We start from the raw sequence: 21,719 nt of genomic DNA, 5'->3' as shown, positions 1-21,719 counted from the left end.
CTGCTCCTGCTCCTGGCTCTTCACAGCTTCGGCTCGATCTCCTCGGTCCAGATCCTGACCCGCTCCTCGTCGCCGAGGTGGCAGGCCGCCACGTGGCCGTCCGCGACCTCGCGCAGTTCGGGCACCTCGGTCTCGGAGGCGCCGCCGGTCAGGCCGGCGTACGGGCAGCGCGGGTGGAAGGCGCAGCCGGTCGGCACGTTGATCAGGCTGGGCGGCGAGCCCTTGACCGGGTTGAGCCGGTCGGTGCGCTCCCGGTCCAGCCGCGGCATGGAGCCCAGCAGGCCCCAGGTGTAGGGATGTCGGGGCTGGCTGAAGAGCTTCTCCGCGGTGCCGCGCTCGATCACCCGGCCGGCGTACATCACCAGCAGGTCGTCGGCGACCTCGGCGACCACGCCCAGGTCGTGGGTGATCATGATGACCGCGGAGCCGAACTCCTGCTGGAGGTCGCGGATCAGGTCGAGGATCTGCGCCTGCACGGTGACGTCGAGCGCGGTGGTCGGCTCGTCGGCGATGAGCAGTTCGGGGTTGTTCACCAGCGCCATCGCGATCATCGCGCGCTGCCGCATGCCGCCGGAGAACTGGTGCGGGTAGTCCCGGAAGCGCTTGCGCGGCTCGGGGATGCCGACCCGGTCCAGCATCTCCACGGCCCGCTCGGCGGCGACCTTCCTGGTCACCGTGTGGTGCACCCGGTACGCCTCGACGATCTGGTTGCCGATCGAGTAGTACGGGTGCATCGCCGACAGCGGGTCCTGGAAGATCATCGCCATCTTGCGGCCGCGCAGCCGCCGGACCGCGTCCGGCGGGGCCCCGACCAGTTCCTCGCCGTCGAGCCATACCTCGCCGGAGATCCGGGCCCGCGCGGTGCGGTGCAGGCCCATGATGCCCAGCGACGTGACGGACTTGCCCGACCCGGACTCGCCGACGATGCCGAGGGTGCGGCCGCGCGGCAGGTCGAAGCTGAGGCCGTCGACCGACTTCACCAGGCCGTCGTCGGTGTCGAAGTGGATGCGCAGGTCGCGCACCGACAGGTACGCGTCCTGGGCGGCGGCCGGTTCTCCGGGGGCTTTCAGCAGCCTGTCGGCGGAACTCACGAGTACCTCACGCGGGGGTCGAGGACGGCGTAGGCGAGGTCCACCAGCAGGTTGCAGACCACGACGAAGAAGGCGACCACCAAGGTCACGGCCATCACGATGGGCAGGTCGTTGGCGGTCACGCCCTGGATGGCGTAGGCGCCCATGCCCGGCAGCGAGAAGACCTGCTCGGTGATGACCGCGCCGCCGACCAGCAGCCCGAAGTCCATGCCGAAGATGGTCACGATCGGGGTGAGGGTGGAGCGCAGCGCGTGCTTGACCACCACGTCGCGCTCGCGCAGGCCCTTGGCGCGCGCGGTGCGGATGTAGTCCTCGCCCATCGTCTCCAGCATGCCCGCCCGGGTCAGCCGGGCGTACAGGGCGGAGTACAGGAAGGCCAGGCTGCACCAGGGCACCAGCAGGTTCCACGCCCAGTCGGCGGGGTTGTCGGTGAACGACACGTAGCTCATGCCGTTGCTCCACAGCGGCCACTGCACGGTGAAGACGCTCAGCGCGAGGATGCCGGTGAAGAAGATCGGCAGCGAGACGCCCATCAGGGCCACGCCCATCGACAGCCGGTCGATGATGCTGCCGCGCTTGAGGGCGGAGACCACGCCGACCGCCACGCCGGTGACCACCCAGATCACCGCGGCGCCGATCGCCAGCGAGAAGGTCACCGGGATGCGGGACTTGAGCTGCGGCCACACCTCGACGTGGCTCTTGAACGAGTACCCGAAGCAGGGGGCGTTGCAGTGCACCGGGTCGGGGCCGTAGTGGTAGTCGGCGCCGGCCACCAGCCCCTTGAGGAAGTGCCAGTACTGCTCGTACAGCGGCAGGTCGAAACCGAGGTTCCTCTTGATCGCCGCGACGGCCGCCGGGTTGGCGTCCTTGCCCACATACTGCGTGGCGAGCTGGGTGGTGGTCTGGCCGCCGATGCGGGGGACGAGGAAGAAGATCGCGAAGGTGATCATGCTGACCACCAGGAGGAGCACGATCGCGGCGAACACGCGACGGATGAAGTAAGCGGTCACGGCCGTTCCGGCTGGCGTCCGCCCGGCCCGGATCGCGGGCCGGGCCGGGCGGACGCCGGAGCCTTCACCTGCCTTTCGGTGCGTAGGGGCCTTGCGGCTACTTCGAGGAACCCATCAGCAGGAAGTCGTACATGCCCAGGTACGCCTGGGTGACCGTCACGTTGGTGGCGGAACTCGGGCGGTAGAGCAGGTTCTTGCGGTAGATCAGCGGCACCACGGAGGCGTTCTGCATGACCATCTTGTCGATGTCGCCCCACGCCTTGGTGCGGGCGGCGGCGTCGGTGTTGGAGATCGCCGAGGCCAGCGCCTGGTTGATCTTCGGGTCGTTGAGCTCCATGAGGTTGTTGCCGCCGGACGGCTTGATCGCGCCGCCGTCGACGATCTGGTCCAGGAAGCCGTAGCCGGTCGGCCAGTCGGCGCCCCACGCCATCATCATCATGCCGACGTCGTGCGAGTGCACGTAGTCCGGGACGCCCGCGTAGTTGGAGAAGTACTTGTCCGACGGGAAGGTCTTGATGTTGACGGTGATGCCGACCTTCTTCAGCGCCGCCTGGATGGCGGTGGCGCCGTCGACCTCGGGCTGCCGGTCACTGCGCGCGGTGAGCGTGGTGGTGAAGCCGTTCGGCTTGCCGCACGCCGCCAGCGCCGCCTTGGCCTTGGCCACGTCGCCGTTGTTGCCGGCCGTCGGGTACTCGTCGAACTTGGTGTAGCCGTTCACCGACGGCGGCAGCAGGGTGCTGGCGACGTCGCCCTTGACCGCGCCGCCCTCGGCGTTGACCACCGAGGTCTTGTCGACCGCGTACTGCACCGCCTTGCGGCACTCGATGTTGTCGAACGGCGCCACGTGCAGGTTGAGCGCCATGTACGAGGTGGCGCCGGCGATCGCGTCGTCGGTGTGCGAGAGCTGGTTCTTGTTGCCCAGGATCTTCGACTGCGTCTCGGCCTCGACCCCGGTGCCCTGGAGGTCGACGGTGAGGTTGTTCGCCATCAGGTCGTTGTCGATGGTGCGCTGGTTGATGTTGAACTTCAGCACGTACTTGTCGGGCAGCGCGGTGCGGATCGGGTCGGTGGCCTTGCTCCACTCCGGGTTGCGCACCAGCGTGGCGCCCTTGCCCTCGGAGTAGGACGCGAACTTGTACGGGCCGGTCGACTGGATGTGCTGCACGTAGGTGGCGCCGGTGTCCTTGGACTGCTCGACCGGGGCGGTCTGCGAGAAGGTCGCCAGGTAGTCGAAGTCGGCGAACGGCTTCGACAGGTGGAAGACGATCGTCTGGTTGTCAGGCGTCTCTATGGACGCCAGCCCGTTCGCGCTCTTGTCCTTGTACGGACCCTGGTAACTGGCGTCGTCGGCCAGGTAGCTCTTGAAGTACACCGGGCCGTTGGACATCACCTCGGGCGCGAAGTTGCTGCGCTCGATCGCGTACTTGACGTCCTTGGAGGTCACCGGGGTGCCGTCCTGGAACTTCACCCCGGTGCGCAGGTGGTACGTCCAGGTCTTCGCGTCGGGGCTGGAGGTGCCGAGCCCGGTCGCCAGGTCGGGGACCACCGTCAGGCCCGCCTTGCCGGCGGCCGGCTTGAAGGTCAGCAGCGTGCGGGCGTAGAGCCGGGAGAAGTCCTGTACCCAGCCGTAGTAGGTGTTGCCCGGGTCGAGCGAGTCGGGGCCGCTGGAGTGGTCGGCCGTGACCGTGCCGCCCTTCTTGGTCGACGCGTTGACGATCGACGTCAGCGCCTGGTCCTTCTTGCCCGAGGCCTTGCTACCGCCCGAGCCGCCGCAGGCGGACACGCCGAGTGCCATCGCCAAGCAGAGCGCGAGAGCGGAGGTCACCTTTCTGGTGTTCATACCGGGTTACGCCCCTCACTTCCTATTGAGTCGCCGGGTCGGCCGTGGATCGCCGCACGGCACACGCGGTGCCACCCGGGGTCGATGGGTATCCCTGCGGGATCACTTGCTGCGCGGGTCCAGGGCGTCCCGCAACCCGTCGCCGAACAGGTTGAAGGCCAGCACCGTGATGAAGATCGCCAGGCCGGGCACGAACATGTACTGCGGGTCGGACTGGTAGACGTCGACCGCGCTGGTCAACATGCCGCCCCAGGACGCCTGCGGCGGCGCGATGCCGACCCCGAGGAAGCTCAGCGCGGCCTCGAACAGGATGTTGGTGGGGATCAGCAGGGTGGAGTAGACGAGGATCGGCGCCACCAGGTTCGGCAGCAGCTCGCGGAAGAGGATGAACGGCCCGCGCGCGCCCATGCCGCGGGCGGCGTCCACGAACTCGCGCTCGCGCAGGCTCAGGGTCTGGCCGCGGACGATCCGGCCCATGTAGGGCCAGTTGAAGAACCCGATCACGAAGATCAGCACGCAGATCCGCAGCGGCAGCCCGCTCAGCCCGAACGCGCCGTCCTGGAGCGAGGCGGAGATGGAGATGGCGAACAGCAGCAGCGGGAAGGCGAGGAAGACGTCCATCAGCCGGCTGATCAGGCTGTCCACCCAGCCGCCGTAGTAGCCGGCGATGACGCCGAGCACGGTGCCGATCACGTTGGACAGCACGGTGGCGCCGGTGGCCACCAGCATGGAGATCCAGGAGCCCTCGATGATCCGGGCGAGGATGTCGCGGCCGAACTTCGGGTCCACGCCCAGCGGGTGGGACCAGCTCATGCCGCCCCAGCCGCCCTTGGGCGACAGCAGTTCGGGGTCGACGAGGTTCTGGTGGAAGGCGTTGGGATCGAGGTTGAAGACCATCTCGATCGGCTTGGCGAGGATCGCCAGCAGCACCAGCAGGACCACCACGACGCCGCCGGCCATCGCGACCTTGTCGCGTCTGAGCCGGCTCCAGGCGATCTGTCCGAGCGAGCGGCCCTCGATCATGCCTCGCCCGGCCCCGCTGAGGACGGCCTCCGGATGCGCCTCGGCCTGTCCGGAGGTGGTCTCGATAGGTGCGGTCATGGCGTTTTGCCGACCCCTCTCGCCGGTGGGTGACCGGCGCGCGCCCGCCGCTGTAGCGGCTTCCTCGTCACTTGGTGCTCGTGGTGCGTCAGTTGCGGGCGGCGCTGCGGTCACCCACAGTGAACGCCCTTCGTGATCACGCGTGCGACGTGCGTATCCACTACGCGCGTTGCGGTTGGGACATGTCAACGCCAAGGCGTCTTGCCGCTGGATTCTTCTTCCGGTTGGCGATCACCCGCCAGACCTGACGGAGAAGGGATGCGCAACTGTGATGTGGGCGGTTCTTTCCTCGTTACCGACGCGTACCACGGGGTACGGTCACGAGATGGACGAACGGCTGCGCGCGGTCTGCGACCTGATGATGCCCCAGGCCCGCGAGATGTCGGGCCTGCACGAGTACGACGGCCGCGTGCAGGACCTCTCCCCCGAGGGGGTGCGCGCCGGCCTGGCCGCGATGGACCGCGCCGCCCGGGGCTCCGGACCGCTCGAAGATCCGCACGACGAAGCCCACTTGGCGGTCTTCGAGGAGTCACTGCGCGTGCAGTACGGCGAGCTCGAACTGCACCGCCGCGACCCCTACCCGCACCTGTCCAACCTCGAACTCGCCTGCTACGACCGGGAGTACGCCCCACGCGCGGACCGGGCCAGGGCCCGCCGGGAGCACCTGGCGCGCTGGCCGGACGCCGTGGACGCCGCCCTCTCCGCGCTGGACCGGGTACGGGCGCCGGTCGCGGAGGCGCTGCTCGGTCCGGTGCTCGGACTCGCCGCCGACCTGGACCCGGACGCCGACGGGGTGGAGCGGGCCGCGCTGCGCGCGCACGGGCGGCTGGTCGACCACGTCCGGGACGTCGCCGAGCACGGCGACCCGGACCCGCGGCTCGGCGGCCGGGCGCTGGCCGCCCTGATGGGCGCTCAGGAGGGCCTGCGGGTGGATCTCACCGAGCTGGCCGGGCGGGCCGACAGGGAGCGGGTCCGGCTCACCGAACTGCTCACCGACGCCTGCCGGCTGCTGGACCCGCGCAGCGGCGTGGACGATCTGCTGCCCGGCCTGCTCGCCGACCACCCGGACGCCGACGGCGTCATCGCCGAGGCCGCGCGGCTGACCGACGAGGTCATCGAGTTCACCCGGGAGCGGGGCCTGGCGCCCCACGTGGACGGCGAGTGCCTGGTCGGTCCGGCGCCCCCTTCGCGGCGGTGGGCGATGGCCATGATGACCTGGTCGGCCCCCGCCGAGGCCGACGCGCCGTCCTGGTACCACGTGACGCCGCCCGACGCGGACTGGCCGGAGAACGAGCGCGAGGAGTGGCTGACCGTCTTCAGCCGCACCAGCCTGCCGTCCATCACCCTCCACGAGGTCGCGCCCGGGCACTTCGCGCACGGCCGCGCGCTGCGCCGGGCGCCCTCACCGGTGCGCCGGCTCCTGCACAGCCTCTCCTTCTCCGAGGGCTGGGCCCACTACGTGGAGGAGGTCTGCCTCGACGAGGGGTTCCGCGCCCGCGACCCCCGGTTCGCGATCGGCGTGGCCCTCGAAGCGCTGGTCCGGGTCACCCGGCTCACCTGCGCGATCGGATTGCACACGGGTGCGCTGTCGCTCGACGAGGCCGCGCGGTACTTCGTGCGCGACGCCCACCTGTCGCCGGCGGCGGCCTCGGCGGAGGCGCGGCGCGGCACCTTCGACGCCGGGTACGGCCGCTACACCTGGGGCAAGCTGGAGATCCAGCGGGTGCGGCGGCGCGCGGAGCGGGAGTGGGGAGCGGACTTCACGCTCCCCCGCTTCCACGGCGCCCTGATGCGGTTGGGCAGCCCGCCCCTGGGACTGCTCGACGCCGTGGTCCCCCCGCCCGGGCCCACCCGGTGAGCGCCCGTGTCCCCCGCTGGACGGACCGCCCGCCGGTGGACGCGCCCGCCGCCCGCCCGGCTCAGCGGTCGAAGAAGGGGCGGCCGAACGTCCGCATCCACAGGGCCACGGGGTCGTACGGGTCGGCCATCGCCACCGTGGAGACGGCCACCCCGTCGGGCACTCCGCCCACGGCCTGCTGCATCATCAGCCGCACCGACTCCACGGCCTGCCCGGCCCCCTCGTACAGCTCCACCCCGATCGCGAGGTAGGGCTCGCCGAGCACCGGCTGCACCCACGCCTGGCGCAGCGCCCGCACCGCGGAGGTACGGTGCGCCGCCTGCGCGAGCAACGCGTAGAACTGCGGCATCTGGAGCGAGGGCTCGCCGATCTGGAGCGGCCCGGCGGGCAGCAGGTCCAGCCCGACCGCGATCCGGCGCAGGTCCGCCCACGGGACGCCGATCCCGCCGCCGGCCGCGTGCGGGTTGAGCCACAGCCCCGAGCGGTCCGGGTAGAGGGTCCGCGCGATGTCCCGCCCGGAGACCACCTCGTGCTCGCGGTTCCACCCGCTGGCGGCCAGCTCGCGCGGCGAGGTGAAGCACGGCGCGTAGCCGTACCCGTCGATCTCCATCGTGCCGTACTGCGCGTCGGGCGCGCCGGAGCTGCCGTGCCACAGCAGCATCCACACCTGGCCCTCGGCGAGCGACGCGAGCAGGTTCTCGTAGGCGTCGAACCGGCCGGGTGCCACCTGGAGCAGCATCTGCTCCACATGGCCGGCCTGCGCCGCACCGCCTTGCGCGCCCGCGATCACGTGGGACCGCCCCTTTCCCCTCGTACAGCTCTTCGCACGACATCAAACCAGGTCGAGTGTGCCCAGCGGTATGGCGACCGACTCAAGCGGAACCGGCTATAGACCGGCTATACGGCCGTTGAACGGACGCGGCGGGCGGCTTCAGTCGCGGGCGAAGAACGGCTGCACCGTCTCCAGCATCCAGTCCCCCACCGGGTCCTGCGCCACGTCCAGCAGGATCAGGTGCACCGGCCAGGGGGGCTGCGCCGCGCCCAGCGCCCGGCCGAGCGCGTCCATCGCGGCGGCCCGGTCCTCCTCGGTCCAGCCGTCGAGTTCCACGCCGACGAACAGGGCGGGCGGCTCCTCCTCGACGACGGCCAGGGCCCGCCGTGCGGTGAGCACCACCGGGGTGACCGCGAACTCGCCGGCCGCGGCGGCCAGGAAGTCCACCGGCTCGGCGTCGTGGTCCGGCTCCCACAGCCGCACCCGGGCACCGGACGGCGCGTCGCCGCCGCGTACCCCGGCGAACGCCGGGGCCCGCTCGCCCGGCGCCGGCCGGCACAGCTCGGCCACCGCGGCGGGGGGCAGCGGCACCCCGACCGCGCCGCCGGGGTTGACCGCGATCCCCACCAGCGGCGGCAGCCCGCGGGCGAACTCGTGCACCGGCGCGACCGTGCAGGACATGCCGTCCGCGGCCTGCCGGAACTGCTGCTCGGAGCTGAACACCGGGACGTAGGGCGCGCCGCCGAGCACGACGGTCGGCAGGTCGAGGTCGGCCGCGTCGGGCGAGCCGCCGTTCGGCAGCGGCACCCACACCCGGGACCGGCCGAGCACCTCCAGCAGCCTGGGCGTGGCCGACGGGTTGCCGAGGCTGGCGGCCAGCACCTCTTCCAGCTCGTTGGCCGGCCATATGTACGGCGCCGGATTCTCCATGTCCACCCTTGTCCGCCCGAGTACCGCGTCTTTTGCGTCGTGCCCGGGAAACCCTAACCGCTGCCGGGGGCCGAGCACCCTGGGCATGCAATGATGAGTGCCACAACTTGCATACCGGCCGTTCGAGGCCGCGCGGGAGAGTCCCGGACCGGCGCACGCGACCAGCTCGCGGGCGGTGGACCGGGCGCCGAAGGAGCAAGCCCTCCCTTGAATCTCTCAGGCACAGATACCGCGCGGGCGAGGCAGATCTGAAAAGCGGCGGAGCCGTCGGCGCACCCCTGTCGGGTGCGTGCGGCCCCGCCCACCCAAGGTGCAAACCGGGGCCCGCGCGTGCGGGGGTTCACGGTGAACCTCTCAGGTTCCGATGACAGATGGGGAGTGTCCGATCTGTCGTCCCCTCCTCTTCCCGAGACCGAGCCTGGGAGCCTGTCACCGATGAGCGAACCCCGTCGTACCGCGCTCGACGCCCTGCACCGTGCCCTCGGCGCGACCATGACCGACTTCGCGGGCTGGGACATGCCGCTGCGCTACGCCAGCGAGCGCGAGGAGCACCAGGCCGTGCGCACCCGGGCCGGCCTGTTCGACCTGTCGCACATGGGCGAGATCACCGTGACGGGTCCGCAGGCGGGCGAGGCGCTCGACCACGCCCTGGTCGGCCACCTGTCCGCGCTGGCGGTGGGCCGGGCCCGCTACACGATGATCTGCGCGCCCGACGGCGGCATCCTCGACGACCTGATCGTGTACCGGCTCGGCGAGCAGGAGTTCATGGTCGTCGCCAACGCCTCCAACGCGCAGACGGTGCTCGACGCGGTCGCGCTGCGGGCGGCCGGGTACGACGCGCGGGTCCGCGACGACCGCGAGGCGTACGCGCTGCTGGCGGTCCAGGGCCCGCAGGCCCCGGCGATCATGAAGGCGGTGACCGACGCCGACCTGGACGGGCTGAAGTACTACGCCGGCCTGCCCGGCACGGTGGCCGGGGTGCAGGCGCTGATCGCCCGTACCGGCTACACCGGTGAGGACGGCTTCGAGTTGTTCGTGGCGCCGGCCGACGCCGAGCGGCTGTGGCAGGCGCTGACCGCGGCCGGCGAGGCGTCGGGGCTGGTGCCGTGCGGGCTGTCCTGCCGGGACACGCTGCGCCTGGAGGCCGGCATGCCGCTGTACGGCCACGAGCTGACCGCCTCGGTGACGCCGTTCGACGCCGGGCTGGGCCGGGTGGTCAAGTTCGACAAGCCCGGGGACTTCGTCGGGCGCACCGCGCTGGGCGCCGCCGCCGAGCGGGCCGCCGACCTGCCGCCGCGCAAGCTCGTCGGGCTGGTCGCGCAGGGCCGCCGGGTGCCGCGGGCCGGCTACCCGGTGACCGACGCGTCGGGCGCGGTGATCGGCGAGGTCACCTCGGGCGCCCCGTCGCCGACCCTGGGCAGGCCGATCGCGATGGCGTACGTGGACGCGGCGCACGCGGCGCCCGGCACCCCGGGGGTCGCGGTGGACATCCGCGGGTCGAAGGAGCCGTACGACGTCGTGGCGCTGCCGTTCTACCGGCGCGAGCGCTGAGCGCGACCGCTGGGAGCGTCCGGGCATGGCCCGCGGGTGTGGCCGGGCATGGCCTCGGTGCCTGGCCCGGCACCTGAGGGCCCCTGCGCCTGGCCCCGCCCCCTGTGACAACGGGGCGGACGCCCGCCCCCGCCCCGTTCCCCTACCTTTCCGTTTGCCGTGCCGCGCACGCGAGCACCCCTGTCGATCCGGGAGAATCCAGCCATGAGCATCAACCCTGAGCAGCTTCGTTACAGCAAGGAGCACGAGTGGCTCTCCGCCCCCGCCGACGGCGCGGCCACCGTGGGCATCACCTCGCACGCCGCCGACGCGCTCGGTGACGTGGTCTTCGTCCAGCTCCCCGAGGTGGGCGCCACGGTGACCGCGGGCGAGACCTGCGGCGAGCTGGAGTCCACCAAGTCGGTCAGCGACCTGTACTCGCCGGTGGGCGGCGAGGTCACCGAGGTGAACCAGGACGTCGTCGACGACCCGTCACTGGTGAACTCCGCCCCCTTCGAGGGCGGCTGGCTGTTCCGGGTGAAGGTGGCCGACGAGCCGTCCGACCTGCTGTCCGCCGCCGAGTACGACGCCTTCATCGAGAACTGAGGGACCCGCGATGTCGCTGCTGAACCAGTCCCTGCACGCCTTCGACCCCGACGTGGCGGCCGCGGTCGACGCCGAGCTCAACCGCCAGCAGTCCACGCTGGAGATGATCGCGTCCGAGAACTTCGCCCCGGTCGCCGTGCTGGAGGCCCAGGGCTCGGTGCTGACCAACAAGTACGCGGAGGGCTACCCGGGCCGCCGCTACTACGGCGGCTGCGAACACGTCGACGTGATCGAGCAGCTCGCCATCGACCGGGTCAAGGCGCTGTTCGGCGCCGAGTCGGCGAACGTGCAGCCGCACTCCGGCGCCCAGGCGAACGCCGCCGCGATGTTCGCCCTGCTCAAGCCGGGCGACACCATCCTCGGCCTGGACCTGGCGCACGGCGGGCACCTGACCCACGGCATGAAGATCAACTTCTCCGGCAAGCTCTACAAGGTGGCCGCCTACCACGTGGACGCCGAGACCAGCCGGGTCGACATGGCCGAGGTCGAGCGGCTGGCCAAGGAGCACCGCCCGCAGCTCATCGTGGCCGGCTGGTCCGCCTACCCGCGGCAGCTCGACTTCGCGGAGTTCCGCCGGATCGCCGACGAGGTCGGCGCGTACCTGATGGTGGACATGGCGCACTTCGCCGGCCTGGTCGCCGCCGGGCTGCACCCCTCCCCCGTGCCGTACGCCGACGTGGTCACCACCACGACCCACAAGACGCTCGGCGGGCCGCGCGGCGGGGTGATCCTGGCCAGGGCGGACCTCGCCAAGAAGATCAACTCGGCGGTCTTCCCGGGGCAGCAGGGCGGCCCGCTGGAGCACGTGATCGCGGCGAAGGCGGTGGCGTTCAAGGCCGCGGCCACCGACGAGTTCAAGGACCGCCAGGCCCGCACGCTGGAAGGCGCGAAGATCCTCGCCGACCGGCTGGCCCGGCCCGACGTGGCGGAGCTCGGCGTCTCCGTGCTCTCCGGGGGCACCGACGTGCACCTGGTCCTGGTCGACCTGCGCAACTCCGCGCTCGACGGCCAGCAGGCCGAGGACCGGCTGCACACGGTCGGCATCACCGTCAACCGCAACGCGGTCCCGAACGACCCGCGGCCCCCGATGGTCACCTCGGGCCTGCGGATCGGCACGCCCGCGCTGGCCACGCGGGGCTTCGGCGCCGACGACTTCCGGGAGGTCGCCGACATCATCGCGGCGACCCTCACCGCGTCGCCGGCCTTCCCGCCGTCGGAGAGCGCGCCCCTGCGCAAGCGGGTCACCGCGCTGGCCGACAAGCACCCGCTGTACCCGGCGCTGTAGCCGGCGGCCGGTCCGTGGGCCGCCTCACCCCGCTCCGCGTCGTCGCGGACGCCTCGCGCGTGCGAAGCTCGGGGGGAGGGGCGGACCCGGACCGGCGTCCGTGCCGGACGTGTCCGGCGTGCGGCGCGACCGATCCGGACGCACCCGACGCGGCGCCCGATCCGGACGCACCCGACGCGGCGCGCCCCACCCGGGCGCACCCGCCGCACCTGCCCGCCGGGCGCGGCCGCAGCACCACCCCGCGGACAACGGCGTCCGCGATACCCAGGAGCTAGGAACCCGTGGCAATCTCCGTCTTCGACCTGTTCTCCATCGGCATAGGGCCCTCCAGCTCGCACACCGTCGGCCCGATGCGGGCGGCGAACATCTTCGTGCACCGCCTGAAGAACGAGGCGCTGCTCGCGCACACCGCCTCCGTCCGGGCCGAGCTGTTCGGCTCGCTCGGCGCCACCGGCCACGGCCACGGCACCCCGAAGGCGGTGCTGCTCGGGCTGTCCGGCCACGCGCCGCGCACCGTGGACGTCGAGACGGCCGACGACGAGGTCGCCCGGATCCGCGCGGAACGCCGGCTGGCCCTGCTGGGCACCCACGAGATCGCGTTCGACCCCGACGCCGACCTGGTGCTGCACCGGCGCCGCTCGCTGCCCTACCACGCCAACGGGATGACGCTGTCCGCCCGCGACGAGGCGGGCGAGGTGCTGCTGGCGAAGACGTACTACTCGGTGGGCGGCGGCTTCGTGGTGGACGAGGACGCCGTCGGCGAGGACCGGATCAAGCTGGACGACACGGTGCTGCGGCACCCCTTCCGCACCGGCGACGAGCTGCTGCGGCTGTCCCGGGAGACCGGGCTGTCGATCTCCGCGCTGATGATGGAGAACGAGAAGGCGTGGCGCAGCGAGGCGGACATCCGGGCCGGCCTGCTGGAGATCTGGCAGGTGATGCGGGCGTGCGTGGAGCGCGGCATGAGCCGGGAGGGCATCCTGCCCGGCGGCCTGAAGGTGCGCCGCCGCGCCGCGCAGTCCGCCCGCCAGCTACGGGCCGAGGGCGACCCGTCCACCCGTGCGATGGAGTGGATCACCCTGTACGCGATGGCGGTCAACGAGGAGAACGCGGCGGGCGGGCGCGTGGTCACCGCCCCCACGAACGGCGCCGCCGGGATCATCCCGGCCGTCCTGCACTACTACCTGGCGTTCGTCTGCTCGCCGGCCACGTCCGCCGCCGACCGGGACGACGCGGTGGTCCGCTTCCTGCTGGCCGCGGGGGCGATCGGGATGCTCTTCAAGGAGAACGCCTCGATCTCCGGCGCCGAGGTCGGCTGCCAGGGCGAGGTCGGCTCCGCCTGCTCGATGGCCGCGGGCGGCCTCGCGGAGGTCCTCGGGCTCACCCCCGAGCAGGTCGAGAACGCGGCCGAGATCGGCATGGAGCACAACCTCGGCCTCACCTGCGACCCCGTGGGCGGCCTGGTCCAGATCCCCTGCATCGAGCGCAACGGCATGGCGGCGGTCAAGGCGGTCACCGCCGCCCGCATGGCGATGCGCGGCGACGGCCGCCACCACGTCTCCCTGGACAAGGTCATCAAGACCATGAAGCAGACCGGGGCGGACATGAAGGTCAAGTACAAGGAGACCGCCCGCGGCGGCCTCGCCGTCAACGTCATCGAGTGCTGACGGCGTAGGGCCTGACCTGCGGGTTCCCGTCTTTCAGCTCTATCCCCGCGCGAGCGGGGGTGGTCCGGCTGCGCCGACGGGCTCTCGCGCCGGATCGTCGAGGTTCGCCCAGCCGATGTGCCCCATCTGCACGCCTTCGCCCGGGTGACGGCTGATTTTGGTGGTCGGGGGTCACGTGAGGCCGGCTGCGATGGCGAGGCGTACGGCCTCGGCCCGGCCCTGGAGGCCGGCTTTGGTGAACAGCTTGTTGATGTGGGTCTTGACGGTGGCCTCGCCGATCAAGAGCTGCTGGGCGATGGCACGGTTGGGCAGGCCCTGGCCGATGAGGGTGAGGACTTCGCGTTCGCGGGGGGTGAGGTCCGGGGGAAGGGTTGGCGCGGGTGCGGGCTGGCGGGTGCGGGCGGCGACCAGGAGGCGGTTCTGGACTTCGCGGTCGAGGACGGACTGTCCCGCGGCGGCGGCTCGGATGGCGCGCATGATGTCCTGGCGTCCCGCGTTCTTGGTGAGGTAGCCGCGGGCGCCGGCGCCGAGTGCGGCCAGGATGGAGTCGTCGTCGGCGAAGGTGGTCAGTACCACGACGGCGATCTGCGGGTGCTCCTCGCTCAGACGGCGGGTCGTCTCGATGCCGTCCATTCCAGGCATGCGCAGATCCATCAGGACGACGTCCACCGAGGTGGCGGCAGCGGCGGACAGAACCTGGGTGCCATCGGCCGCAGCGGTGACGACCTCGATGTCCTCGGACAGGTCGAGTACCGCGGCCAGCGATTCGCGGACAGCGGCCTGGTCGTCGGCGACGATCACCTTCAACGGGAGCGGGTGGTCGGTTGCTTCGTTCATCTCGGGATCACTGCCTCCACCTGCCAGCCGCCTTGGTCTCGTCCCTCGGTGATGGGGCCCGCCGTGAGTGTGCCGCCCAGCAAAGTCACCCGTTCACGCATCCCGATCAGTCCCATTCCGCTGCCGGCACCCGCGCCCGCGCCCGCCGCGTCGCGCGGAGGCCCGTTGCGGACCCTCAGTGTCGTCGAGGCGGCGGCCACCAGTTCCACATGGACGCTGCCGCCCGGGGCGTGCCGGGCCGCGTTGGTCAGGGCCTCCTGGGCGATCCGCAGCAGGCCCTGGGTGATCTGGGCGGGCAGCTCACGGAGGGTTCCGGTCACGGTCAGGGCATCGCGGTGACCGGACGACTCGACCATCGCGGTCAGGCTCTCGCGCAGCGGAAGCGAGTCCTCGCGCAGCGCGTGGACGGCCCACTGGGCCTGCTCCAAGCTCTCCTTGACCATGCTGTGCGCCTTGTCGTGGGCTTCGCGGACCTTCGCCAGGTCGCCGGTGTCGATCAGCGCGTCGGCCAGTTCCAGATGCATGTTGACTGCGGCCAGTGAGTGGGCCAGTACGTCGTGGACGTCCCGTGCGATGCGACTGCGTTCGGTGAGGACGAGGGCCTGTGCCTCGGCGCGGGCGGCCCGCCCGGCTGCTTCGGCGGAGGCGGCCATCGCCTCCACGGCGCTCTGTCTGCTGCGGCTGAGGATCCCGGCCAGGACCGGCAGGCCGGTCGTCAGCTCCACGATGGAAGGCAGTAGTGCATGCCCGGGCCCGATGCGCAGGTACACGATACCGGTGCACAGCAGGGCGGACAGCGCCGCCAGAAGCAGCGCCTGTCGGAGCGGGAGCCGGTAGCCGGCGTGGCCGACGAGGAAGTACGCGAACAGGTAACTGGAGCCGCTGGAGGCCACCCCGAGCAGAAGGGCCGCCGCCACGAGACCGACGGACAGCCAGAGCAGGGCGATACGGGGCAGGAGTCCGGTCAAGGACAGGTGGCGGATCAGCAGGGTGACGGAGCAGAGCACGAGCAGAGCGGCCACCGCCAGGCCGCGGCCGGTTGAGCCCACCGGCCGGACCGTGAGCGCGGAGACGACGATGACCGCCGCGGTCACGGCCGCGCGCACGCGGGGATCCTGGCGCGGTACGGTCCGGATGCCTGACTTCCCGTCGGAGACCGGCCCAAAGGCCGCGGCGCTTTCAAAGCCGAACACGGCATGACCCTATCCCGCGCTCACGTGGTGCGGTCGAGGCCGCCGAACGGCTGGAAGTCGCCGCGCGACAGCCGCTTCACGCCGAACTGGAGTTGGCGGTCTGCGATGAGTCGTCTTCCAGGGGGGCCGGGCTGTCGAGCCTGGGCATGACCAGCACCACACCGATCTCCACCAGCACCAGCACGGCGGTCCAGTGCAGTGTGGCGCGGTAGCCGCCGACCAGGGCGGACTGGCGCCTGGCATCCGCGAGGTGGGCGGTCGTGACGGTGGCGACGGTGGCCAGCGCGGCCAGGCCGATCGCCGAGCCGGCCTGTTGCGAGGTACGCAGCAGGCCGGTGGCCACACCGAGTCCGGACGGGGCGACGCCGTGCATGGATGCGGTGGTGACGGGGACGAAACCCATCCCCACCCCGGTGCATGCCAGTACCAGCGGGATCAGCACGTCCACCGGAAGAGAGCCGTGCACGGGTAGCCGGGACAGCCACAGCACACCGGTGAACGCGAGCACGCCGGCGCCGGCGAGCAGTCTGCGCGCGGACACCACGGGGAACAGCCGTGTGCCCAGCGTCGAGCCGGCGACCATGCCGAGACTGCCCGGCAGGAACGCCGCCCCGGCCGACAGCGGTGAGAGCCCCCGTACGGTCTGCAGGTACAGGGACAAGAAGTAGAACATCGTGGATATGCCGGCACCGAGCAGGAGCGCCTGACCGTTCGCACAGGCCACGGCCCGGATACGGAGCAGGCTCAAGGGCAGGAGCGGGTGTGCGGAGCGCGCCTCGATGACCACGAACGCGACCAGCAACGTGATTCCGGACGCCAGTACACCCACAGTGCGGGCGGATCTCCACGGCGTGGTGTCCGTACCGACGACCGCGTAGACCACAGCGGCCAGGCCGAGGCTCACCGTCAATGAGCCGGACAGGTCCAACCGTTCCAGGCCGCGCCCGGCGCTTTCGGGCGCGGTGCATACCCGCGCGGCGATGGCGAAGCAGATCACGCCGATCGGCACGTTCACCCACAGCACCCAGTGCCAGCTCAGCCACTGGGTGAGGACACCGCCCAGTACCGTGCCAAGCGCACTGCCTGAGGAAGCCGCCGCGGTCCACGCGCCCAACGCGCGGCGCCGCCGGTGGGGTTCGGGGTACGCGCTGGTCAGCAGGCTCATGGTGGCCGGGGACAGGAGTGCCGCTCCGGCGCCCTGCACCACCCTCGCGAGCACCAGGGCCGAAGCATCGGGAGCCAGGCCGCCGGCCAGCCCGGCGAGCGTGAACAGCCCGAGACCGGCCAGGAAGATCCTCTTGTGGCCCACCACGTCGGCAAGCCGGCCGCCCAGCAACAGCAATCCGGCGAAACTGAGCGTGTAGCCGTTGACCACCCACTGCAGGGCGGCCGGGGAGAGCTCCAGTGCCTGGCGCATCGACGGCAAAGCCACCTCCACGATGGTGGAGTCCAGTGCTGCCGTCAACTGGGCCAGGCAAAGCGCGAGGAGTACCATCACCGGCCGGCAGTGGGGAAGGTACGGACCTGGGCGTTCGCACCGTAGCCGGCGGTGGAGGCCGCGCGGCTGCGGACCGACGCGACGTAGAAGTGCGTGAAGGCCGCCGGGACGGCGAACCCCAGGATCTGGACCATGGTGCCGAGCCACCCGACGGCGTCGGTGGCCTCGCAGACGAACGTGGCGACCGCGCCGAGTGCGAAGCTGACCGTCCAGACGGTGGTGAGCACCCTGCCGGTACGGCGGAACACGGGAGTGTGCCAGGTTTCGGGCCCGGTACGGCGTTTGGCGATGCCAACGGTGAACGGGCGGCCCGCCAGCAGGCTCGAAGCCGCGATCAGCGCCAGCCATGCCGAGGAAAGCCCGCTCTCGTAGGTCTGCAACTCCGATGTCGGATCGGCGAAGGCCACCGCAGCCAGCAGGCCGAAGAAGACGATGGTGCCGAAGTCGAGGATCTGCGCGTCCGCGGTCACCCCCGCTCTGCGGTCCCTGACCAGGGAGGCCACGGCCATCGACAGGGCCAGCAGCGCCGCCCACTGCCAACCGGAACCCGACACCGCGGCGAATCCGATCCACGGGAGAAATCCTCGCAGGTAGCTCACTGCTGCCATGTCCTTTCGCCTTTGTGATTCGCTGCCGAGATTCGAATTCGGGAAAAACCCTTGCCGCAGATGAAGTTACGTCGACCGCGGAGACATGTCGTGGACCCCTGGGTTGAGGGACTCTCCACCCGGGATCCCCCCTCCTCGTCCCGGGTGGAGAAATCTCTCCACCCGGGATCAACCCCCGGGTCCACGACGGCAGTTCGGCATCGGCCGTAGAGTCGTCGGCGACGAGGCCGACGGGTTTCCCACTGGTGCGGGCGTCACTTCGGTTACGCACCGAGCGAAGGTCAAGAATGCGAGGTTGCCGTGCATGTACTTGTCGATCTGAATCGCTGCGAGAGTTACGGGCAGTGCGTGTTCGCCGCGCCGGACGTGTTTCGTTTTCGGGGCGAGGAGTCACTCGAGTACGACCACGTGCCGGACGGCGCGTCAGACGCCGCCGTGCGGCGTGCCGCGCTGGCCTGCCCGGTACAGGCGATCACTCTCGGCACGCCCGTGGAGGAGGCTCCCTTGCGGGAGGTGACGTGCCGGTGAGCGCGTCCGGCGCCGAGCGCGTCGTCATCGTGGGAGCGTCGCTGGCGGGCCTGCGTACGGCGGAGGCGTTGCGCCGGGCCGGCTTCGCCGGCCGGCTGACTCTGATCGGCGATGAGCCGTACGAGCCCTACGACCGGCCGCCCCTGTCCAAGAGCGTGCTGTCCGGCTGGCTGGGCACCGACCGGCTGCTGTTGCCCAGGACCCGCGACCTCCACGCCCGATGGCTTCTGGGCGTACCCGCGACCGGACTGGATCTGGAAGCGAAGCACGTGCGGCTGGCCGACGGCCGCGCTGTCGGGTTCGACCGAGTGGTGCTCGCCACGGGTGCGTCCGCCCGCCCCTGGCCGGAGCCGTTCCAGGGCGCGCTGCATGGTGTACACGTGCTCCGTGGGCGCGACGACGCGGACCGGCTGCGCGCCCACCTGGCTGAATTGGCCGGGACCGGCGCCAGGTTGCTGGTGATCGGCGGCGGGTTCACCGGTTCCGAAGTCGCGTCGAGCGGCCGTGACATGGGCTTGTCCGTCACCGTGACCCAACGCGGGAGCGCGCCGCTGGCCGGCGCACTCGGAGGGTTCGTCGGCTCCGTGATCGGCGAGCGGCAGCGGGCACACGGCGTCGACCTGCGGCTGCGTACGACTGTGCACAGCCTGGTGGACGACGGATCCGGCCGGTTGCGCGGAGCCCGGCTGTGCGACGGTGAACTACTGGACGCACGGGTCGCGGTGGTGGCCATGGGCTCGGTTCGCGCCACAGGGTGGCTGCGCGGCAGCGGCCTGGTCGCGGACGAGCGCGGGGTGTCCTGCGACGCGGCCTGCCGCGCGCTGGGCGCCGATGGCATCGTGGTGGGCGGCGTGTACGCGGTCGGCGACGTGGCCCGGTGGCGCCACCCCGGTTTCGACGCCGACCCGGTTTCCTTCGAACACTGGGGGAACGCCCTCGCCCAAGCCGAGACCGTCGCGCACAACATCATGTCTGACGACGTCCGCCAGAACGACGCCCTGCCGGCGTTCTGGTCCGACCAGTTCGGAATGAACATCAAGGCCGTGGGCATGCCCGGCATCGCCGACCAAGTGGTGCTCACCCAGGGCTCGTTCGAGCACGGCCCGTTCGTCGCCGCCTACGGCCTCGCCGGAGTGACCATAGGCGCGGTCGCGGTGAACTCCCCGCGTGTGCTGGACGGCTACGCCGCGATGATCACCGAGCGGGCGCCGTTCCCGCCTGCCGTCAACGCCGCGGACGGCCCCGACTGCCCAGTCGCCGGTGAAGCGGGAATCCCACGCCCGGCAACGGAACCCGCCGGCCCGGCCGCCGCCTCCCCCCTCACCGCGCCCGCCATCGTCCGGGAAGGACAACCGTGACCACCGCCAGGACCTACCCGGCCGCCACCGCCTACCGCGAGATCCTCGACCAGGCCAACCGGCATGATCCGTACCCGTACTTCGCCGAACTGGGCACGGTGCCGATCCAGCGGCTCGACGCTGACAACTGGCTGGTCAGCAGCCATGAGGCGATCAGCCGGCTGTTGCGCGACCCGAGGATGAGCACGGAGGACCCGCGCATCGACACCGCCGACGTCCCCCTGGGCTCGGACGGCAAGCCGGTCACCGGGCCGTTCCTGTTCCGCGACCCACCACACCACGACACGCTGCGCCGGCAGACCATGTACCGGTTCGCGCCGCGCGTCATGGCCATGCGCCCGCACATTGAGACGTTGGTGACCGAACTGCTCGACAAGCGGCTCGGCGACGCTCCGGGCCGACTGGACGTGGTCGCCGAGCTGGCGTACCCCCTGCCGATCCGCGTGATCTGCGAGCTGCTCGGCGTACCGCCGGCGGACGAGCCGGTCTTCCACTCCTTCGCCACTCGCCTGACCAAAGCCCTGGACCCCGAGGAGGCCCTGACCCGGCAGGAGATCGCCGAGCTGACGGTGACCCGGCGCGAGTGGCGCGCCTACCTGATGCCGATGATCGCGCAGCGCACCGAACGCCCCGGGCCGGATCTGATCTCCGCGCTGCTCACCGAAGGCGACCCCCGGACCCGGATGACTCAGGTGGAACTCGGCATCACGCTCGGCCTGCTGCTGATCGCCGGCCATGAGACCACCGTCAACCTCGTCGCCAACGGGACGTTGGCGCTTCTGCGCAATCCTGAGGTGCTCACCGGGCTGCGCGCCGACCCGGAGTCGGTCCCGGCCGTGGTCGAGGAAGTCCTGCGATACGACCCGCCGGTACAGATGACCAGTCGTCAGGCCACCGCCGACATCACAGTGGACGGCCACACCATCCGTGCCGGCGAGCACGTCACGCTTCTCCTGGCAGCCGGCAACCGCGACCCTCGCCGTTTCGCCGACCCTCACGCGTTCCGACCCGGGCGTCCGGCCAACGCGCACCTGGCCTTCGGCGGCGGCGTGCACTACTGCTTCGGCGCCGCGCTGGCCAGGATGGAGGCGCATGCCGCGCTCACCGCCGTCGCCACCCGGTTGACCAACCCGCGGCTGCTCGACGACCCGCCGCCCTACCGGCCCAACACCACCCTGCGCGGTCCGGCCGAACTTCTCGTCGCCTACGACGCTGTCACCTCCTGACTCCCGCGGGCGCCCCTCTCCGGCCCTCGATGACATCGAGGATCGCGGTGCGGGCGGCCGTGTCGATCAGCCGGTGGCGCCCGGGGAATCGCGCAGGGGCTGCGTCGTGGGCGCCAGTCCGGCGAGGTGGATGTCCGCGAGACGCCGCGCGGCCCGCTTCCAGTCCGGGACGTGCGGGAGCTGCTGTGCCAGCAGCGCGCCGAAGATCACGAGGTCCGCCGTCCGCACATCGCGCCGGATCGTGCCGTCCTGCCGACCCCTGTGCAGCAGCGAGCCGAGCGCGCGGTGCACCTCGGCCTGGATGGCGACGGTTTCCTCGTCCATCGGCTTCGGAGCGCCGTGCAGAGGGAGCACGAGGTCGGGCCCCTGTTCGATGGTCTGGTCGAGAAAGGTGCGCACAGCCGCGATCCCCGGCTGACCGGTCTCGGCTGCCCTGTCCACAGCGTCCAGCACGAGTTGGAAGGAACGGCGGATCAGTGCTCCGAGCAGGGCCTCGCGCGACGGGAAATGGCGGTAGACGGTGCCCACGCCCACCCCCGCGTCCGCCGCGACGGTCGCCATCGGCACAGCCGCGCCCTCTCTGCGGACCGCCGCAGCGGCGGCCGCCAGCACCCGATCCCTGTTGTCCGCTGCGTCACGCCGCAGCTCACGGTGCCGGACGCCGGCCTTCGACTGTGGCTCGGTCACGGGGCCAATGATGACACGAAGGGTCGGCCCGGGACCCCTGGTGAATAGTTGAATAATTGACAGCCACTGATGCGGACGATATCGTCCGCTTAAC

At 71.3% G+C, this 21,719-nt stretch carries 19 protein-coding genes and 1 riboswitch; of the genes, 8 read left to right on the top strand and 11 right to left on the bottom strand.

The features are described from left to right. Nucleotides 1–20: 20 nt before the first annotated feature. From RVR_RS26295 to RVR_RS26280, 4 genes are all read right to left on the bottom strand, one after another. Nucleotides 21–1,091 (bottom strand): ABC transporter ATP-binding protein, encoded by a 1,071-nt coding sequence (locus tag RVR_RS26295; RefSeq protein ID WP_202236384.1) that lies wholly within the window; start codon nt 1,089–1,091, stop codon nt 21–23. Continuing rightward, nucleotides 1,088–2,101, bottom strand: a complete 1,014-nt coding sequence (locus tag RVR_RS26290; RefSeq protein WP_202236383.1) for an ABC transporter permease — start codon at nt 2,099–2,101, stop codon at nt 1,088–1,090. The genes RVR_RS26295 and RVR_RS26290 overlap by 4 nt, the downstream gene beginning before the upstream one ends. Before the next feature lie 97 nt (nt 2,102–2,198). Further along, nucleotides 2,199–3,941, bottom strand: coding sequence for an ABC transporter substrate-binding protein (locus RVR_RS26285; protein WP_202236382.1), 1,743 nt, complete (start codon nt 3,939–3,941; stop codon nt 2,199–2,201). A gap of 102 nt (nt 3,942–4,043) precedes the next feature. Further along, nucleotides 4,044–5,042: an ABC transporter permease gene (locus RVR_RS26280; RefSeq protein ID WP_202236381.1), complete on the bottom strand. Its 999-nt coding sequence runs from the start codon at nt 5,040–5,042 to the stop codon at nt 4,044–4,046. A gap of 325 nt (nt 5,043–5,367) precedes the next feature. On the opposite strand from RVR_RS26280, the gene RVR_RS26275 reads away from it, so the two are divergent. After that, nucleotides 5,368–6,900, top strand: coding sequence for a DUF885 family protein (locus tag RVR_RS26275; RefSeq protein WP_202236380.1), 1,533 nt, complete (start codon nt 5,368–5,370; stop codon nt 6,898–6,900). A gap of 61 nt (nt 6,901–6,961) precedes the next feature. Here RVR_RS26275 and RVR_RS26270 read toward each other — a convergent pair whose 3' ends face one another. Both RVR_RS26270 and RVR_RS26265 read right to left on the bottom strand, forming a co-directional pair. Beyond that, nucleotides 6,962–7,690 (bottom strand): enhanced serine sensitivity protein SseB C-terminal domain-containing protein, encoded by a 729-nt coding sequence (locus RVR_RS26270; protein ID WP_430393180.1) that lies wholly within the window; start codon nt 7,688–7,690, stop codon nt 6,962–6,964. A 141-nt stretch (nt 7,691–7,831) separates the two neighbouring features. Beyond that, nucleotides 7,832–8,602, bottom strand: a complete 771-nt coding sequence (locus RVR_RS26265) for an enhanced serine sensitivity protein SseB (RefSeq protein WP_202236379.1) — start codon at nt 8,600–8,602, stop codon at nt 7,832–7,834. 123 nt (nt 8,603–8,725) lie between these two features. Continuing rightward, nucleotides 8,726–8,844: riboswitch (glycine riboswitch) on the top strand. Nucleotides 8,845–9,037: 193 nt separating this feature from the next. Between RVR_RS26265 and gcvT the strand changes: the two genes are divergently transcribed. The 4 genes from gcvT to RVR_RS26245 all read left to right on the top strand — a co-directional run bounded on the left by gcvT (nt 9,038) and on the right by RVR_RS26245 (nt 13,690). Continuing rightward, a complete protein-coding gene (gcvT, locus tag RVR_RS26260; protein WP_202236378.1) occupies nt 9,038–10,153 on the top strand; it encodes a glycine cleavage system aminomethyltransferase GcvT in 1,116 nt (371 codons plus the stop codon). Nucleotides 10,154–10,357: 204 nt separating this feature from the next. Further along, nucleotides 10,358–10,738, top strand: coding sequence for a glycine cleavage system protein GcvH (gene gcvH / locus RVR_RS26255; RefSeq protein WP_202236377.1), 381 nt, complete (start codon nt 10,358–10,360; stop codon nt 10,736–10,738). 10 nt (nt 10,739–10,748) lie between these two features. Next, a complete protein-coding gene (glyA, locus tag RVR_RS26250; protein WP_202236376.1) occupies nt 10,749–12,023 on the top strand; it encodes a serine hydroxymethyltransferase in 1,275 nt (424 codons plus the stop codon). Nucleotides 12,024–12,304: 281 nt separating this feature from the next. Then, nucleotides 12,305–13,690: an L-serine ammonia-lyase gene (locus RVR_RS26245; RefSeq protein ID WP_202236375.1), complete on the top strand. Its 1,386-nt coding sequence runs from the start codon at nt 12,305–12,307 to the stop codon at nt 13,688–13,690. 171 nt (nt 13,691–13,861) lie between these two features. Here RVR_RS26245 and RVR_RS26240 read toward each other — a convergent pair whose 3' ends face one another. From RVR_RS26240 to RVR_RS26225, 4 genes are all read right to left on the bottom strand, one after another. Further along, a complete protein-coding gene (locus RVR_RS26240) occupies nt 13,862–14,527 on the bottom strand; it encodes a response regulator (protein ID WP_202236374.1) in 666 nt (221 codons plus the stop codon). After that, complete coding sequence (locus tag RVR_RS26235) at nt 14,524–15,633, bottom strand: sensor histidine kinase (RefSeq protein WP_202236373.1); 1,110 nt, start codon at nt 15,631–15,633, stop codon at nt 14,524–14,526. The genes RVR_RS26240 and RVR_RS26235 overlap by 4 nt, the downstream gene beginning before the upstream one ends. 163 nt (nt 15,634–15,796) lie before the next feature. Further along, the gene (locus RVR_RS26230; protein WP_272933148.1) at nt 15,797–17,215 is read right to left on the bottom strand and encodes an MFS transporter; all 1,419 of its coding nucleotides are present in this window, start codon (nt 17,213–17,215) and stop codon (nt 15,797–15,799) included. Further along, nucleotides 17,215–17,826, bottom strand: a complete 612-nt coding sequence (locus RVR_RS26225) for a hypothetical protein (RefSeq protein ID WP_237404971.1) — start codon at nt 17,824–17,826, stop codon at nt 17,215–17,217. Before RVR_RS26225 ends, RVR_RS26230 begins: the two co-directional genes overlap by 1 nt. 300 nt (nt 17,827–18,126) lie before the next feature. Between RVR_RS26225 and RVR_RS26220 the strand changes: the two genes are divergently transcribed. Genes RVR_RS26220 through RVR_RS26210 form a run of 3 tightly spaced genes read left to right on the top strand, consistent with a single transcriptional unit; the run spans nt 18,127 to nt 20,938 of the window. Beyond that, nucleotides 18,127–18,354: a ferredoxin gene (locus RVR_RS26220; RefSeq protein WP_202236371.1), complete on the top strand. Its 228-nt coding sequence runs from the start codon at nt 18,127–18,129 to the stop codon at nt 18,352–18,354. Continuing rightward, nucleotides 18,351–19,712: an NAD(P)/FAD-dependent oxidoreductase gene (locus tag RVR_RS26215; protein ID WP_202236370.1), complete on the top strand. Its 1,362-nt coding sequence runs from the start codon at nt 18,351–18,353 to the stop codon at nt 19,710–19,712. The genes RVR_RS26220 and RVR_RS26215 overlap by 4 nt, the downstream gene beginning before the upstream one ends. Then, nucleotides 19,709–20,938: a cytochrome P450 gene (locus RVR_RS26210; RefSeq protein ID WP_202236369.1), complete on the top strand. Its 1,230-nt coding sequence runs from the start codon at nt 19,709–19,711 to the stop codon at nt 20,936–20,938. The genes RVR_RS26215 and RVR_RS26210 overlap by 4 nt, the downstream gene beginning before the upstream one ends. A gap of 66 nt (nt 20,939–21,004) precedes the next feature. Here RVR_RS26210 and RVR_RS26205 read toward each other — a convergent pair whose 3' ends face one another. Then, on the bottom strand, nt 21,005–21,625 hold the full coding sequence (locus tag RVR_RS26205; protein ID WP_202236368.1) for a TetR/AcrR family transcriptional regulator: 621 nt from the start codon (nt 21,623–21,625) through the stop codon (nt 21,005–21,007). Between the last annotated feature and the right edge of the window lie 94 nt (nt 21,626–21,719).

The organism is Streptomyces sp. SN-593, from assembly GCF_016756395.1.
In the GTDB taxonomy this organism is placed as follows: domain Bacteria; phylum Actinomycetota; class Actinomycetes; order Streptomycetales; family Streptomycetaceae; genus Actinacidiphila; species Actinacidiphila reveromycinica.
This window is presented reverse-complemented; position numbering and strand designations above follow the sequence as displayed.

What these genes read in the sequence shown, in the direction of transcription:
- RVR_RS26275 (WP_202236380.1), top strand. Translation starts at nt 5,368, where the DNA reads ATGGACGAACGGCTGCGCGCGGTCTGCGACCTGATGATGCCCCAGGCC.
- gcvT (WP_202236378.1), top strand. Translation starts at nt 9,038, where the DNA reads ATGAGCGAACCCCGTCGTACCGCGCTCGACGCCCTGCACCGTGCCCTC.
- RVR_RS26225 (WP_237404971.1), bottom strand. Translation starts at nt 17,826, where the DNA reads ATGGCAGCAGTGAGCTACCTGCGAGGATTTCTCCCGTGGATCGGATTC.
- RVR_RS26265 (WP_202236379.1), bottom strand. Translation starts at nt 8,602, where the DNA reads ATGGAGAATCCGGCGCCGTACATATGGCCGGCCAACGAGCTGGAAGAG.
- glyA (WP_202236376.1), top strand. Translation starts at nt 10,749, where the DNA reads ATGTCGCTGCTGAACCAGTCCCTGCACGCCTTCGACCCCGACGTGGCG.
- RVR_RS26240 (WP_202236374.1), bottom strand. Translation starts at nt 14,527, where the DNA reads ATGAACGAAGCAACCGACCACCCGCTCCCGTTGAAGGTGATCGTCGCC.
- RVR_RS26280 (WP_202236381.1), bottom strand. Translation starts at nt 5,042, where the DNA reads ATGACCGCACCTATCGAGACCACCTCCGGACAGGCCGAGGCGCATCCG.
- RVR_RS26230 (WP_272933148.1), bottom strand. Translation starts at nt 17,215, where the DNA reads ATGGTACTCCTCGCGCTTTGCCTGGCCCAGTTGACGGCAGCACTGGAC.
- RVR_RS26285 (WP_202236382.1), bottom strand. Translation starts at nt 3,941, where the DNA reads ATGAACACCAGAAAGGTGACCTCCGCTCTCGCGCTCTGCTTGGCGATG.
- gcvH (WP_202236377.1), top strand. Translation starts at nt 10,358, where the DNA reads ATGAGCATCAACCCTGAGCAGCTTCGTTACAGCAAGGAGCACGAGTGG.